Below are 14,158 nucleotides of genomic sequence, written 5' to 3' on the forward strand. Positions count from 1 at the left end.
GCTTTTTCCGGCTTCCGGGACGTATCGCGCAGTACGTCCCGGAGCGCCCCGGCCGCGCGGCCCGTGCTTCCCGGTGACGGGACCGAGGCCGCGCGGCCGAGCGGCGAACGTCAGCCCCTCTTGGCCGCCGGCCGCTTGGCGGTCGTCTCGCCGACCGGGACGATCTCGGGCGCGCCGAGGCGGATCGCGTCCGCCTCCTGGTCGGTGTCCTGCTCCTGGGAGGCCCGCTCGGCCTCGACCCGCTTGGTGTAGTACTCGACCTCCCGCTTGACCTGCTCGTCGTCCCACCCGAGCGGCCCGGCCATCAGCTCGGCGGCCTCCTGCGCCACGGCGGTTCCCCGGTGGAAGGTCTCGATCGAGATGCGCGTGCGGCGGGTGAGGACGTCGTTCAGGTGGCGCGCGCCCTCGTGGGTGGCCGCGTACACGACCTCGGCCCTCAGGTAGTCGTCGGCGCCCGACAGCGGGCGGCCCAGCGAGGGATCCTCCCGGACCAGGGCGAGCACCTCGTCGATCAGCGAGCCGTACCGCTGCAGGAGGTGCTCGATGCGGGCGACGTGCAGGCCGGAGGAGCGCGCCAGCCGGTGGCGCTGGTTCCACAGCGCCTGGTACCCCTCGCCGCCGAGCAGCGGGACCGTGTCGGTGCAGGACGGCGGCACGCGCTGGTCCAGACCGTGCGCGACCGCGTCCACGGCGTCCTTGGCCATGACCCGGTACGTCGTGTACTTGCCGCCCGCGATCATCACCAGGCCGGGGACCGGGTGGGTGACGACGTGCTCGCGCGACAGCTTGGAGGTCTCCTCGGACTCGCCGGCGAGCAGGGGGCGCAGGCCCGCGTACACGCCCTCGACGTCGTCGCGGGTGAGCGGCACCGACAGCACGGCGTTGACGTGGTCGAGCACGTAGTCGATGTCCTGGCGGGAGGCGGCGGGGTGGACCTTGTCGAGGGACCAGTGGGTGTCGGTGGTGCCGACGATCCAGTGCCGGCCCCACGGAATCACGAAAAGCACCGATTTTTCGGTACGAAGGATGATTCCGGTGAGCGCGTGGATCCGGTCCCGCGGGACGACCAGGTGCACGCCCTTGGAGGCCCGCACGTGGATCTGGCCGCGCCCGCCCACCATCTCCTGGATCTCGTCGGTCCACACGCCGGTCGCGTTGACCACCTGCCGGGCGCGGATGTCGTACTCGGCGGTGCTCTCCAGGTCGCGGACCCGCACGCCCGTGACCCGCTCCCCCTCGCGCAGGAAGCCGATGACCTGCGTGCGCGAGACGATGTGCGCGCCGTAGGAGGCGGCGGTGCGCAGCATGGTGGTGACGTAGCGGGCGTCGTCCACCTGAGCGTCCCAGTACTGCACGGCGCCGGTGAGCGCAGACTTGCGCAGCGCGGGCGCCAGGCGCAGGGCGCGGCGGCGCGACAGGTGGCGGTGGCCGGGCATGCCCCGGGTGAGGCCCGTCGAGAAGCCCAGCGTGTCGTAGAGGGTGAGGCCCGCGCCCACGTACGGCCGCTCCCACACGTGGTGGGTGAGCGGGAACAGGAAGGGCACCGGGCGCACCAGGTGCGGGGCGATCCGCTGGAGCAGCAGCGCGCGCTCCTGCAGCGCCTCGCGCACGAGGTCGAAGTTGAGCTGTTCGAGGTAGCGCAGCCCGCCGTGGATCAGCTTGGACGAGCGCGAGGAGGTGCCGGACGCGAAGTCGCGGGCCTCGACCAGGCCCACGGAAAGCCCGCGCGTCACGGCGTCCAGAGCGACGCCGGACCCGACCACGCCGCCGCCGACCACGATGAGGTCGAGCTCGTGCGCGGGGTCGGACATGCGGGCCAGCGCGGCCGATCTCTCCGCCGGGCCGAGCCGGGCGGAATGCGTGCCGCCCTCCCTGGCCAGGGGATGGGAGTCCGTACGCCGGGTGCCGGCCTCCCCCTCCCGCGCCGCCCGTTCCCTCGCACCGTCCTGGCTGTCCATCGCGCTCCCCCTGGGGTGCGGTCGTCGCGCCTGCGTCCCGTTCCTACCCGAGAGTAGATACCTACATGCCCGGGCGGGCCCCGGCGGGTACGGCACATCTCGCGGGCGTGAACCGCCGATGACCTGCCTTCTCCTCCTCGAAGAGGGGTCGCCTCACCGCCATCCCCGCACCGGTAGATCTTTCCTCCGCACGTGGGAGCAGGGTACGGCCCCGGCGGCCTACGCGATCTCCGGTCGCCAGGGCGAGGTCACACCCGCAGGACCTCCACGCCCTTGTCGGTGAACTCGGCGACGGCGGCGTCCGAGAGCCCGGCGTCGGTGATCAGCGTGTGGATCCGGTCGATGCCGCAGATGCGCGCGAAGGCGCGGCGGCCGATCTTGGAGGCGTCCGCCACCGCCACGACGCGCCCGGCCCGTCCGATCATCAGGTTGTTGACGCTGGCCTCGCCCTCGTGGTGCGCCGACGCGCCCGCCTCGGCGTCGATGCCGTCCACGCCGAGGAAGGCGATGTCCAGCGTCACCTGCTCCAGCACCCCCGACGCCAGCGGGCCGATCAGCTCGTAGGACTGCGGCCTGGCCACCCCGCCCGTGACGACGATCTTGACGTGCTGCCGCACGGTCAGCTCGGCGGCGATGTTCAGCGCGTTGGTCACGACGGTGAGCCGCGCGCCGGGGTCGGCGCGGGCGGCGAGGGTCCTCGCGACCTCGGAGGTCGTGGTGCCGCCGTTCAGGCCGACCACGCCGCCGGGCCGCACCATCTCGGCCGCCGCCTCGGCGATGCGCTGCTTCTCGCCCTCGTGCCGGGCCGTCTTGTACCGCAGGGGGAGGTCGTAGCTCACGCTCTGCGCGACGGCGCCGCCGCGGGTGCGCATGAGCATCTGCTGCTGGGCGAGCTCGTCGAAGTCGCGCCGGATCGTCGCCGTGGACACGTCGAGCGTCTCCGCGGCCTCCTCGACCGTCAGACGCCCCTGCTGGGCGAGGAGCTCCAGGAGCGAGTTCCAGCGTTCGTAACGGCTCATGAGCACAAAGCGTGGCACAAGAATGCCGCGTGTCATGGCGTCACGGGAGTCCTGGCCCGACACTGCACAAACTTGCTCATTAGTGCTATAAAAAATGCAGAACATGACATGACTGGAGGCTGTGAGCATGACGGCGTACACCGAAAGCGAGATCGCCTCACAACCCGCCTGCTGGCGCCGCGCCGTCGAACTGGCCGCCGCCGCGCCTCTGCCCCGGCCCGGCGAGCGCGTCGCCGTCGTCGGGTGCGGCACCTCCTGGTTCATCGCCCAGTCCTACGCCGCGCTCCGCGAACGCGCCGGCCACGGCGAGACCGACGCCTTCCCCGCCTCCGAGGCCCCCCTCGGCCCGTCGGCGCGGCGGTACGACCGCGTGCTCGCGCTCACGCGGTCCGGCACCACGACCGAGGTCCTCGACGTGCTGCGGCGGCTCGACGGCACGCCCGCCACCGCCGTCACCGCCGACCCCGCCACCCCCGTCATGGACCTGGCCGGCGACGTCGTCGTCCTCGACTTCGCCGACGAGAGATCCGTCGTCCAGACCCGGTTCGCCACCACCCAGCTCGCGCTGCTGCGCGCCCACCTCGGCGAGGACCTCGCCCCCGCCGTCGCCGACGCCGAGCAGGCGCTCGCCGAGCCCCTGCCGTCCGAGCCGGTCGAGGCCGAGCAGATCACCTTCCTCGGCTCCGGATGGGTCTACGGCCTGGCCCAGGAGGCCGCGCTCAAGATGCGCGAGGCCGCCCGCGCCTGGACCGAGGCCTACCCCGCGATGGAGTACCGCCACGGCCCGATCAGCATCGCCGGGCCCGGCCGGGTCACCTGGATGCTCGGCCCCCCACCCGACGGGCTCGCCGGCGAGGTACGGCGGGCGGGCGGCGCCTTCTTCCACCGCGACGCCGACCCGATGGCCGAACTGGTACTGGCGCAGCGCGTCGCGGTGGCGCGGGCGCAGGCCCGCGGACTGGACCCCGACCAGCCGATGCACCTGACCCGATCTGTGATCCTGTCCTCATGAGCATCACACTCGCCGACGCCCGCGTCGTCACTCCCGGCGGCGTGCACGAGGGCTGGATCACCATCGAGGACGGCCGCTTCACCCACATCGGGCACGGGACGGCCCCCAGGGACGGTCTCGGCCTGGGCGGACGGTACGTCGTGCCGGGGTTCGTCGACATCCACACCCACGGCGGGGCGGGGGGCTCCTTCCCCTCCGGGGACCCCGAGGAGGCGCGGCGCGTCGTCGCCTTCCACGCCCGGCACGGCACCACGACGATCATGGCCAGCCTCGTCACCGCCGCGCTCCCCGACCTCGCCCGCGCCACCTCCGCGCTCGCCGACCTGTGCGACGACGGCCTGCTGGCCGGCATCCACTTCGAGGGGCCGTACATCGCCAGGTCCCGCTGCGGCGCGCACGACCCCGGGCTGCTGCGCGACCCCTCCACGGCGGAGCTGTCCGAGCTGTTCAAGGCGGGGCGCGGCCACGTGCGCATGCTCACCGTCGCCGCCGAGCTGCCCGGCGGCATCGACGCGGTGCGCGCGGCGGTCTCCGAAGGGGTGATCGCCGCCCTCGGGCACAGCGACGCCACCTACGAGCAGGCCCTGGAGGCCATCGACGCGGGCTGCACGGTCGCCACGCACCTGTACAACGCGATGCGGCCGCTGCACCACCGCGACCCCGGGCCCATCGCCGCGCTCCTGCAGGACGAGCGGATCACGGTCGAGCTCGTCAACGACGGCGTGCACCTCCACCCGGCGATGGTCCGGCTGGCGCACACGGCCGCCGGGACGAGCCGCACGGCGCTCATCACCGACGCCATGGGCGCGGCCGGCATGGGCGACGGCGTCTACCGCCTCGGCTCCATGGACGTCGAGGTCTCCGGCGGCGCGGCGCGCCTGGTCCAGGGCGGCGCCATCGCGGGCAGCACGCTCACCATGGACGTCGCCTTGCGCCGCGCGGTCGAGCAGGTCGGCCTGACCCTCCCCGAGGCCTCGATCATGGCCTCGCTCACCCCCGCCCGCGTCCTCGGCCTGGACGACCGCGTCGGCTCCATCACGGTCGGCAAGAACGCCGACCTGGTCGTCCTCAACGAGGACCTGACGATCCACTCCGTGATGCACCAGGGCGCCTGGATACCCACGTCATGACCCCCTCTCCCCCCGTGCCCCGGTCCAGCGCCGTCCCCGCCCTCCTCGGGCGGGCCCGGTGATCCTCACCGTGACCTTGAACGCGGCGCTGGACGTGACGTACATGGTGGACGGCGTGGACTGGGACGGGGTCAACCGGGTTCGCGCCGTGCACCGACGGGCCGGGGGCAAGGGAGTCAACGTCGCCCGCGTTCTGCGGACGCTCGGGGAGGACGTCGTCGTCGCGGGCCTCGGCGGGGGGCTCACGGGCGCGGCCATCGAGACCGACCTGTCCGCCGCCGGCCTCCCCAGTGCCCTGACCCGCATAGCCGCCGAATCCCGCACCACCGTCACCATCACCACCTCCCCTCAGCCACCCCGTCCCGAGCCCGTACCACCCTCACCCACCCCGGGAGAGGTACACGGATCGCGCGAAACCCCTGATCCCACGGCACGAACGGCACTGCCCAGCGAACCCGGGCGAACGGCCCTCTTCAACGAGCCCGGACCGGAGGTGACTCCTGAGGAGCTTGGCCGGTTTATGGCCACTTTTCAGGATCTGGCGGCGCGGGCGGACGCCGTCGTCCTCTCCGGAAGCCTGCCGCGCGGCGTCCCTCTCGACCTCTACGCCACGCTCGCCGGGCACGCCCGCGACCTCGGCGTCCCGGTGATCGTGGACTGCGACGGCGCCCCGCTGCGGCTCGCCCCCGCGGGACGCCCCTCGATCCTCAAGCCCAACGCCGGAGAACTCGCCCACGCCCTCTCCCCCGGCGCCCCTGCGACCGGCGACGGCGTCGCCGAGGCGCTCGCGGGAGCCGAGGCCCTGCGCAGGGCCGGCGGCGAGGCCGTGGTCGTGTCGATGGGGCGGGACGGCCTCGTCGCCGTCACCGGCGAGGGCACCTGGCGGGCCCGCATGCCCTACGCGGTGCCGGGCAACCCGACCGGCGCGGGAGACGCCCTGGTCGCCGGGCTCGCCCGCGGCCTCGTCAGAGGAACGCCCTGGCCGGAGCGGCTGCGTACGGCCGCCGCGCTCGGCGCCGCCTCCGCGGCGACCCCCGTCGCCGGCGAGGTCGACCTGCGGGTCTACCGGGCGGTTCGCGATGAGATCGGAGTGGAACCATGCCCCTCGTGAGGACCGGAGACATCGTGGCCGCGGCGCCCGCGGGCGTCGGCGCCTTCAACGTGATCCAGTTGGAGCACGCCGAGGCGATCGTCGCCGGCGCGGAGGCGGCGGGCGCGCCCGTGGTGCTGCAGATCAGCGAGAACTGCGTCCGCTACCACGGAGCGCTCCGGCCGATCGTTCTCGCCTGCCTGGCCGTCGCGGAGTCCTCGGCCACGCCGGTCGCCGTCCACCTCGACCACGCGACCGACCAGGCGCTGGTCGAGGAGGCCGTACGGCTGGGCGTCGGCTCGGTGATGTACGACGCCTCCGCCCTGCCGGACGCGGCGAACGTGGCCGCGACGGCGGAGGTGGCGGCCTGGTGCCACCGGCGCGGCGCGTGGGTCGAGGCAGAGCTGGGCGAGATCGGCGGCAAGGACGGCGTACACGCGCCGGGCGCGCGCACCGACCCGGGGGAGGCCGTGTCCTACGTGGCCGCGACCGGGGTGGACGCGCTCGCGGTGGCGGTCGGCACCTCGCACGCCATGACGTCCAAGGACGCCGTGCTCGACCTGGCGCTGATCGCCGAGCTGCACCGGGCCGTGCCGGTCCCGCTCGTGCTGCACGGCTCGTCGGGCGTTCCCGACGCGTCGCTGCGCGAGGCCGTGCGGCACGGCATGAAGAAGATCAACATCGCGACCCACCTGAACCGCGCCTTCACCGGCGCTATCCGCGACCACCTGGCCGCCGATACCACGGTGGTCGACTCCCGCAAATACCTCTCCCCCGCCAGAACGGCCGTGACCCAAGAGGTCACCCACCTCCTGACCATCCTCACCACCTGACCCAGAACCGCACCACCCCGTCCGACACGGCGTGGATGAGCGCGGCGGAGGATGAGGGCGGGGTGTGGTGGTGTCGAAAGGTCTGTGGCTGACCCGGGCACGTCGTGGGGCGTGCCCGGGTGGTGAGCGCGAGGTCAGTGGAGTTGGGGGGCGACCACGACCTCGACGCGCTGGAACTCCTTCAGGTCGGAGTAGCCCGCGGTGGCCATGGTGCGGCGCAGGGCGCCCATGAGGTTCATCGAACCGTCCGCGACGGTGGACGGGCCGTGGAGGATCTCCGCCATCGTGCCGATGGTGCCGACCTCCACCCGCGCGCCGCGCGGCAGCTCGCCGTGGTGGGCCTCCGAACCCCAGTGGTGTCCGCGCCCCGGGGCCTCGGCCGCCCGGGCGAGCGGCGAGCCGACCATGACGGCGTCGGAGCCGCAGGCGATGGCCTTGGCGATGTCGCCGGAGCTGGTCATGCCGCCGTCGGCGATGACGTGGACGTACCGGCCGCCGGACTCGTCGAGGTAGTCGCGGCGGGCGGCGGCGACGTCGCCGATCGCGGTCGCCATCGGGACGGCCACGCCGAGCACGGTGCGGGTGGTGTGCCCGGAGCCGCCGCCGAAGCCCACGAGGACGCCGGCGGCACCCGTGCGCATCAGGTGGAGGGCGGCGGTGTAGGTGGCGCAGCCGCCGACGATCACGGGCACGTCGAGCTCGTAGATGAACTGCTTGAGGTTCAGCGGCTCGGCACGGCCGGAGACGTGCTCGGCCGAGACCGTGGTGCCGCGGATGACGAAGATGTCGACGCCGGCGTCGATCACGGCCTTGTGGTGCTGCGCGGTGCGCTGCGGCGACAGGCGGGCCGCGGTGGTCACGCCGGCGGACCTGACCTCCTCGATGCGGCGCCCGATGAGCTCGTCGCTGATCGGCGCGGAGTAGATCTCCTGCAGGCGCTTGGTCGCGGCCTCGCCGCGCATCTCGGCGACCTCGGACAGCAGCGACGCGGGGTCCTCGTAGCGGGTCCAGAGACCTTCGAGGTCGAGCACGGCGAGGCCGCCGAGCCGTCCGATCTCGATCGCGGTCCTCGGCGACACGACGCTGTCCATCGGGCTCACCACGACCGGCAGCTCGAAGCGGTAGGCGTCGATCTGCCAGGAGATCGAGACCTCTTCGGGGTCGCGCGTGCGCCGTGAGGGCACGATGCCGATCTCGTCCAGCGCGTAGCCCCGGCGCCCGCTCTTGCCGCGCCCGATTTCAACCTGAGTCATGCTCTCGCCGTTCCCGTCTCAAAAAACCCGTTGTGCTTACGAAGCTTACGAACCCGCCCCAACTCCACCCTCGCCCTACCACCTCGCAGAACGCCCCAGCCGACCTGACCGGCCCGTCCGCGCCACCAGCCCGACCAGCCCGACCGGCCCGTCCGCGCCACCAGCCCGACCAGCCCGACCGGCCCGTCCGCGCCACCAGCCCGACCAGCCCGACCGGCCCGTCCGCGCCACCAGCCCGACCAGCCCGACCGGCCCGTCCGCGCCACCAGCCCGACCAGCCCGTCCGCGCCGCGAGCCCGACCGACTCTCGGCACCGCCGGCCCGGCCAGCCCCGTCGGCACGGTCGGCACCGCGGGGAGGCGGTGGGTCGGCACCCATTGCCGTTCTTCCCGTCACGGGTCCGGCCACCCGGCGATGGGCCGCCCGCCGGCGGCGCGGGCACGTTCGCCGCGAGCGCCCGGACGAGACCCTGACCCTGCCCGTGGCCGTGGCGTGCTGGACGGCCGGGTGGGGTGGAGGGGGTCAGCGGCCGTGGTAGTTCGGGGCCTCCACGGTCATCTGGATGTCGTGGGGGTGGCTTTCCTTGAGGCCGGCGGCGGTGATGGGCATCAGGAGGCCGTTCTCGTGGAGCTCTTCGATCGTGCGGGCGCCGGTGTACCACATGCCCTGGCGCAGGCCGCCGACGAGCTGGTGGGCGACGGCGGCGACCGGGCCGCGGTAGGGGACCTGGCCTTCGATGCCCTCGGGGATGTACTTGTCCTCGCTGGCGACGCTTTCCTGCGAGTAGCGGTCCTTGCTGAAGGATCCGCCGCGCTCGCGGTTGCGCACCGCGCCCAGGGATCCCATGCCGCGGTAGGACTTGAACTGCTTGCCGTTGATGAAGATCAGCTCGCCGGGGGACTCCTCGCAGCCGGCCAGTAGCGAGCCCAGCATCACGGTGTTCGCCCCGGCCGCGAGGGCCTTGACGATGTCGCCCGAGTACTGGAGGCCGCCGTCGCCGATGACGGGCACGCCCGCCGGGCCGCACGCCAGGGACGCCTCGTGGATCGCGGTGACCTGGGGCGCGCCCACGCCCGCGACGACGCGGGTGGTGCAGATGGAGCCGGGCCCGACCCCGACCTTGACGGCGTCGGCCCCCGCGTCGATCAGCGCCTGCGCGCCCGCCCGCGTGGCGATGTTGCCGCCGATGACGTCCACCCGGCCGTTCGCCTTGATCTTGGCGACCATGTCGCAGACGCCGCGTGAGTGGCCGTGGGCGGTGTCGACCACGATCACGTCCACACCGGCGTCGATCAGGGCCATCGCGCGCTGCTCGGCGTCGCCGGCCACGCCCACGGCGGCCCCGACGACCAGGCGGCCGTCGGCGTCCTTGGTGGCGAGAGGATATTGCTCGCTCTTGGTGAAGTCTTTGACCGTGATGAGGCCGCGCAGCCGCCCGTCGGGGTCGACGAGGGGCAGCTTCTCGACCTTGTTGTGGCGCAGGAGGCGGAACGCCTCGTCGCGGGACACGCCGACCGGGGCCGTGACCAGGGGCATGGCGGTCATGACCTCGCGCACCGGCCGGTTGAGGTCGCTCTCGAAGCGCATGTCGCGGTTGGTCACGATGCCGACGAGGACGCCGTCGTCGTCGGTGACCGGCACGCCCGAGATGCGGTACTTGGCGCACAGGGCCTCGACGTCGGCGAGGGAGTCGTCAGGGGAGCACGTCACGGGGTTGGTGACCATGCCCGCCTCGGAGCGCTTCACGAGGTCGGCCTGCTGGGCCTGGTCGGCGATGGACAGGTTACGGTGCAGGACGCCGAGACCCCCCTGGCGCGCCATCGCCACGGCCATGCGGGCCTCGGTCACCGTGTCCATGGCGGCCGACACCAGCGGGACGCGCAAGGTGATCGAGCGGGACAGCCGGGTGGTGGTGTCCGCCTCACCCGGCGCCAGGTCGGAATAGGCGGGCACCAGAAGCACGTCGTCGAACGTGAGCCCGGGCTCGGTGAACTTTGCCATCTGCGACCCTCCTGCCATGGCGCTCTTCGAGACGGGGAAAGGCGCCGGCCCCCGCAGTCAGTTTAGTGGCCCGCACGTGACGGCCTCCGCGTCCTGTGGATAACCTGAGCGCGACCGTATGGTCACCGCTCGCCAACAGGCGGCCCTCATCAGGGTAGGTCGTATCACTGCTACGCCACCACTTGCCCTCATCAGGGTAGGTGGGGGTCATAAGGTGGAAAGCGTGCTGGAAGACGTCCCCCGCGACCCATTCGCGGACGATCCGAACGACCCCGCCGCGGCGATGGGCGAACTCGACGACTCCGACCCGCTGACCTTGGCCGAGCGGGACGAGGCCCTGACCGACCTCGCCGACGTGGAGGTCTTCCGCTCCCTGCTGGAGCCGCAGGGCGTGCTCGGGCTCGTGCTCGACTGCCCGGAGTGCGGCGAGCAGCACTACTTCGACTGGGACCTGCTGCGCGGCAACCTGCGGCAGATGATCGACCACGGCCGTCCACAGGTCCACGAGCCCGCCTTCGAGCCCGACCCGGCCCACTACGTGAGCTGGGAGTATGCCCGCGGCTACGTGGACGGCGTGATCGACACCGAGGAGAGCCGCTGATCGACGTCCTCGGTGAGGGCGCGGAGCAGGCCCACGACGAAGTCGTCCTGCTCGCCGGCCGGCTCCCGGCGCGCGAGCGCGTCGATGACCGCGTCCGTCCTGAGAACCTGGGGGTCGGTCTCGGCCCCGCGTGTCCGCAGTGAACGCGCCGGATGGACGGCGGTCAAGCTATCGACTCCATGTCGGCCATCGCCCGAAGCCTTGCCAGCGCCCGATGCTGGGCCACGCGAACCGCACCTGGTGACATACCGAGTACGTTACCCGTCTCTTCGGCGGACAGACCCGACACCACCCGGAGGATGATCAGCTCGCGCTGGTTCTCGGGAAGGCGGGACAGCAGCTCGCGGGCGTGCGCGGCCTCGATGTACCGCACGACGGTCTCCTCCGGCCCGGGGCCCTGGTCGGGGCCGTCGGGGAGGTCCTGGGTGGGCACGGCCGAGCGCACGGAGCTGCGCAGGGCGTCGGCGACCTTGTGGGAGGCGATGCCGAAGACGAACGAGGCGAACGGCCGGCCCATGTCCCGGTAGCGCGGCAGGGCGGCGAGCACCGCGATGCACACTTCCTGGGCCACGTCGTCGGCGATGTGGTAATGACCGGATACCCGGCCCAATCGAGCACGGCAATAGCGCACCACCATCGGGCGCAACTGCCCCAGCAATGATTCGATCGCGGTGCGATCCCCCTGGACGGCAAGGCTTGTCAGATCCCTGAGGTCGGACTCGTCCGATCTCGTCGCAAGCCTTACCCCAGTCTTGGCGTCGGCGACGCATCCCTCGGTCACGTTAGGCATGATGCCCGCCACGATCGCGCATGTCGTCATGGTGAACGGATACGGATTGGTCACATTGACGCGACGATAACCCTGCGTAATCGAACGCGCACAGTGACGTTTGCGTATTTCCGCCGCGCCCCGAATTCGAGTGATATTCGCCCGATGTCGCCACAGCTCGCGGGCCCGCCGACGCCCCGGCGCCGCGATCGGTTTACCGCCGCCTCAAATCCGCCGAAGTGAAAATCGATTCAACCAAAAAGCACGGCCCGCGCCCCGGGGCGGGACGCGGGCCGTGCTCGGCGCCGAAGCGGCCGGTGGCCGGACCAGAGACCGGATCAGTGGCCGTGGCCGTGACCGTGGCCCTGGCCGGCGGCGGCCGGAGCCTCCTCCTCGGGCTTGTCGACCACGAGGGCCTCGGTCGTGAGCAGCATGCCGGCGATGGACGCGGCGTTCTGCACGGCCGAGCGGGTCACCTTGACCGGGTCGATGACGCCCTGGGCGATCAGGTCGCCGTACTCGCCCGTGGCGGCGTTGAGGCCGTGACCCACCGGCAGGTCGGTGATCTTGGAGGTGACGACGTACCCCTCCTGGCCGGCGTTCTCGGCGATCCAGCGGGCCGGCTCGACGAGCGCCCGGCGGACGATGGAGACGCCGGTGGCCTCGTCGCCGGTCAGGCCGATGTCGTCGAGGTCCTTGGCGAGGTGCACGAGCGCGGAGCCACCGCCGGAGACGATGCCCTCCTCGATCGCGGCACGGGTCGCCGAGATGGCGTCCTCAAGGCGGTGCTTCTTCTCCTTGAGCTCGACCTCGGTGGCCGCGCCGACGCGCAGGATGCAGATGCCGCCGGAGAGCTTGGCGAGGCGCTCCTGGAGCTTCTCGCGGTCCCAGTCGGAGTCGGTCTGCTCGATCGCGTACTGGATCTCGCGGACGCGGTCGGAGACGGCCTGCGGGTCGCCCGCGCCGTCCACGATCGTGGTGGTGTCCTTGGTGACCACGATGCGGCGCGCGGTGCCGAGCACCTCGGTGCCGACGTTCTCCAGCTTGAGGCCGAGCTCCTCGGAGACCACCTGGCCGCCGGTCAGGATCGCGATGTCCTGCAGCATGGCCTTGCGCCGGTCGCCGAAGCCGGGGGCCTTGACGGCGACGGAGGTGAAGGTGCCGCGGATCTTGTTGGTGACCAGGACGGCCAGGGCCTCGCCCTCGACGTCCTCGGCGACCACGAACAGCGGCTTCTTGGTCTGGGCGACCTTCTCCAGCAGCGGCAGGAAGTCGGCGATCGAGGAGACCTTGCTCTGGTGCAGCAGCACGTAGGCGTCCTCGAGGACGGCCTCCATGCGCTCGGGGTCGGTCACCATGTACGGCGACAGGTACCCCTTGTCGAACTGGAGACCCTCGGTGAACTCCAGTTCGAGGCCCATGGTGTTGGACTCCTCGACGGTGATCACGCCGTCCTTGCCCACCTTGTCGAACGCCTCGGCGATGAGCTCGCCGATCTTGGCGTCCTGCGCCGAGATGGTGGCGACGTTGGCGATCTCCTTCTTGTCCTCGACGGGACGGGCCCGCTCGAGGAGGCGGTCGCTGACGGCGCGGGCGGCCAGGTCGATGCCGCGCTTGAGCGACAGCGGGGACGCGCCGGCGGCGACGTTGCGCAGACCCTCGCGCACCATGGCCTGGGCCAGGACGGTGGCGGTGGTGGTGCCGTCACCCGCGATGTCGTTGGTCTTGGTCGCCACTTCCTTGGCGAGCTGGGCGCCGAGGTTCTCGTACGGCTTGTCGAGCTCCACCTCGCGCGCGATGGTGACACCGTCGTTGGTGATGGTCGGGGCACCGAACTTCTTGTCGATGACGACGTTACGGCCGCGCGGCCCGAGGGTCACCTTGACGGCGTCCGCGAGGGCGTTCACGCCACGCTCAAGAGCGCGCCGCGCGTCCTCGTCGAACTCCAGGATCTTGGGCATTTAAGGTCCTCTCAGCGTCAGAGGCCCCGGGGCCTGGGACAGGACCCGGGGCGTGACACGCAAAATTCGTAAGGCTCCGGACTGGTGGTAGCTGGCGCGCTCCGGGGCTTACTTCTCGATGATCGCGAGAACGTCACGGGCGGAGAGCACGAGGTACTCCTCGCCGCCGTACTTGACCTCGGTACCGCCGTACTTGCTGTAGAGGACGACGTCCCCTTCCTTGACGTCGAGCGGGATGCGCTTCTCGCCGTCCTCGTCCCAGTTGCCGGGGCCGACCGCGAGGACCTTGCCCTCCTGCGGCTTCTCCTTGGCGGTGTCCGGGATAACCAGACCGGAAGCGGTCGTCTGCTCGGCCTCAAGCGGCTGGACCACGATGCGGTCGCCGAGCGGCTTAACGGGAACCTTGGTGGCGGTCGTCACGATCGGACCTCCCCTTCAGATATTCGATGATGGCTGAAGAGGCGACCAGCGGCCTGCCGTCGCGGGTGTCAGACCTGCCTCGTCGCATTTTCGTCTTGGCACTCTCAATGG

13 protein-coding genes are annotated in these 14,158 nt (G+C 71.9%); 5 read left to right on the forward strand and 8 right to left on the reverse strand.

The window, feature by feature from the left end:
- Positions 1-110 precede the first annotated feature (110 nt).
- Both glpD and BJ981_RS02850 read right to left on the reverse strand, forming a co-directional pair.
- The gene (gene glpD / locus BJ981_RS02845) at positions 111-1,811 is read right to left on the reverse strand and encodes a glycerol-3-phosphate dehydrogenase (RefSeq protein WP_239139709.1); all 1,701 of its coding nucleotides are present in this window, start codon (positions 1,809-1,811) and stop codon (positions 111-113) included.
- Positions 1,812-2,206: 395 nt separating this feature from the next.
- Positions 2,207-2,977, reverse strand: a complete 771-nt coding sequence (locus tag BJ981_RS02850) for a DeoR/GlpR family DNA-binding transcription regulator (protein WP_184608171.1) — start codon at positions 2,975-2,977, stop codon at positions 2,207-2,209.
- 127 nt (positions 2,978-3,104) lie between these two features.
- Here BJ981_RS02850 and BJ981_RS02855 point away from each other — a divergent pair, with 127 nt between their 5' ends.
- The 4 genes from BJ981_RS02855 to BJ981_RS02870 all read left to right on the forward strand — a co-directional run bounded on the left by BJ981_RS02855 (position 3,105) and on the right by BJ981_RS02870 (position 7,042).
- A complete protein-coding gene (locus tag BJ981_RS02855; protein ID WP_184608172.1) occupies positions 3,105-3,989 on the forward strand; it encodes an SIS domain-containing protein in 885 nt (294 codons plus the stop codon).
- Positions 3,986-5,119, forward strand: a complete 1,134-nt coding sequence (gene nagA / locus BJ981_RS02860) for an N-acetylglucosamine-6-phosphate deacetylase (protein ID WP_184608173.1) — start codon at positions 3,986-3,988, stop codon at positions 5,117-5,119. The genes BJ981_RS02855 and nagA overlap by 4 nt, the downstream gene beginning before the upstream one ends.
- 70 nt (positions 5,120-5,189) lie before the next feature.
- Entirely contained in the window at positions 5,190-6,230 is a 1,041-nt protein-coding gene (locus BJ981_RS02865) for a 1-phosphofructokinase family hexose kinase (protein WP_239139695.1), read from the forward strand.
- A complete protein-coding gene (locus tag BJ981_RS02870) occupies positions 6,218-7,042 on the forward strand; it encodes a class II fructose-bisphosphate aldolase (RefSeq protein WP_184608174.1) in 825 nt (274 codons plus the stop codon). Before BJ981_RS02865 ends, BJ981_RS02870 begins: the two co-directional genes overlap by 13 nt.
- Positions 7,043-7,176: 134 nt before the next feature.
- On the opposite strand, the gene BJ981_RS02875 is transcribed toward BJ981_RS02870, so the two are convergent.
- The gene (locus BJ981_RS02875) at positions 7,177-8,295 is read right to left on the reverse strand and encodes a GuaB3 family IMP dehydrogenase-related protein (protein ID WP_184608175.1); all 1,119 of its coding nucleotides are present in this window, start codon (positions 8,293-8,295) and stop codon (positions 7,177-7,179) included.
- Between the two features lie 522 nt (positions 8,296-8,817).
- A complete protein-coding gene (guaB, locus tag BJ981_RS02880; RefSeq protein WP_184608176.1) occupies positions 8,818-10,296 on the reverse strand; it encodes an IMP dehydrogenase in 1,479 nt (492 codons plus the stop codon).
- A 223-nt stretch (positions 10,297-10,519) separates the two neighbouring features.
- Between guaB and BJ981_RS02885 the strand changes: the two genes are divergently transcribed.
- Positions 10,520-10,897, forward strand: coding sequence for a DUF5319 domain-containing protein (locus tag BJ981_RS02885; RefSeq protein ID WP_184608177.1), 378 nt, complete (start codon positions 10,520-10,522; stop codon positions 10,895-10,897).
- On the opposite strand, the gene BJ981_RS02890 is transcribed toward BJ981_RS02885, so the two are convergent.
- The 4 genes from BJ981_RS02890 to groES all read right to left on the reverse strand — a co-directional run bounded on the left by BJ981_RS02890 (position 10,858) and on the right by groES (position 14,047).
- Complete coding sequence (locus BJ981_RS02890) at positions 10,858-11,064, reverse strand: hypothetical protein (RefSeq protein ID WP_184608178.1); 207 nt, start codon at positions 11,062-11,064, stop codon at positions 10,858-10,860. The two genes, BJ981_RS02885 and BJ981_RS02890, sit on opposite strands and share 40 nt — an antisense overlap.
- Positions 11,061-11,687, reverse strand: a complete 627-nt coding sequence (locus BJ981_RS02895) for a sigma-70 family RNA polymerase sigma factor (RefSeq protein ID WP_184615551.1) — start codon at positions 11,685-11,687, stop codon at positions 11,061-11,063. The genes BJ981_RS02890 and BJ981_RS02895 overlap by 4 nt, the downstream gene beginning before the upstream one ends.
- Positions 11,688-12,004: 317 nt before the next feature.
- Positions 12,005-13,627, reverse strand: coding sequence for a chaperonin GroEL (groL, locus tag BJ981_RS02900; RefSeq protein ID WP_184608179.1), 1,623 nt, complete (start codon positions 13,625-13,627; stop codon positions 12,005-12,007).
- Positions 13,628-13,735: 108 nt separating this feature from the next.
- Entirely contained in the window at positions 13,736-14,047 is a 312-nt protein-coding gene (gene groES / locus BJ981_RS02905; RefSeq protein ID WP_055482820.1) for a co-chaperone GroES, read from the reverse strand.
- Between the last annotated feature and the right edge of the window lie 111 nt (positions 14,048-14,158).

Source organism: Sphaerisporangium krabiense (genome assembly GCF_014200435.1).
Lineage (GTDB): Bacteria > Actinomycetota > Actinomycetes > Streptosporangiales > Streptosporangiaceae > Sphaerisporangium > Sphaerisporangium krabiense.

What these genes read in the sequence shown, in the direction of transcription:
- glpD (WP_239139709.1), bottom strand. Translation starts at nt 1,811, where the DNA reads ATGTCCGACCCCGCGCACGAGCTCGACCTCATCGTGGTCGGCGGCGGC.
- BJ981_RS02850 (WP_184608171.1), bottom strand. Translation starts at nt 2,977, where the DNA reads ATGAGCCGTTACGAACGCTGGAACTCGCTCCTGGAGCTCCTCGCCCAG.
- BJ981_RS02855 (WP_184608172.1), top strand. Translation starts at nt 3,105, where the DNA reads ATGACGGCGTACACCGAAAGCGAGATCGCCTCACAACCCGCCTGCTGG.
- nagA (WP_184608173.1), top strand. Translation starts at nt 3,986, where the DNA reads ATGAGCATCACACTCGCCGACGCCCGCGTCGTCACTCCCGGCGGCGTG.
- BJ981_RS02870 (WP_184608174.1), top strand. Translation starts at nt 6,218, where the DNA reads ATGCCCCTCGTGAGGACCGGAGACATCGTGGCCGCGGCGCCCGCGGGC.
- BJ981_RS02875 (WP_184608175.1), bottom strand. Translation starts at nt 8,295, where the DNA reads ATGACTCAGGTTGAAATCGGGCGCGGCAAGAGCGGGCGCCGGGGCTAC.
- guaB (WP_184608176.1), bottom strand. Translation starts at nt 10,296, where the DNA reads ATGGCAAAGTTCACCGAGCCCGGGCTCACGTTCGACGACGTGCTTCTG.
- BJ981_RS02895 (WP_184615551.1), bottom strand. Translation starts at nt 11,687, where the DNA reads ATGCCTAACGTGACCGAGGGATGCGTCGCCGACGCCAAGACTGGGGTA.
- groL (WP_184608179.1), bottom strand. Translation starts at nt 13,627, where the DNA reads ATGCCCAAGATCCTGGAGTTCGACGAGGACGCGCGGCGCGCTCTTGAG.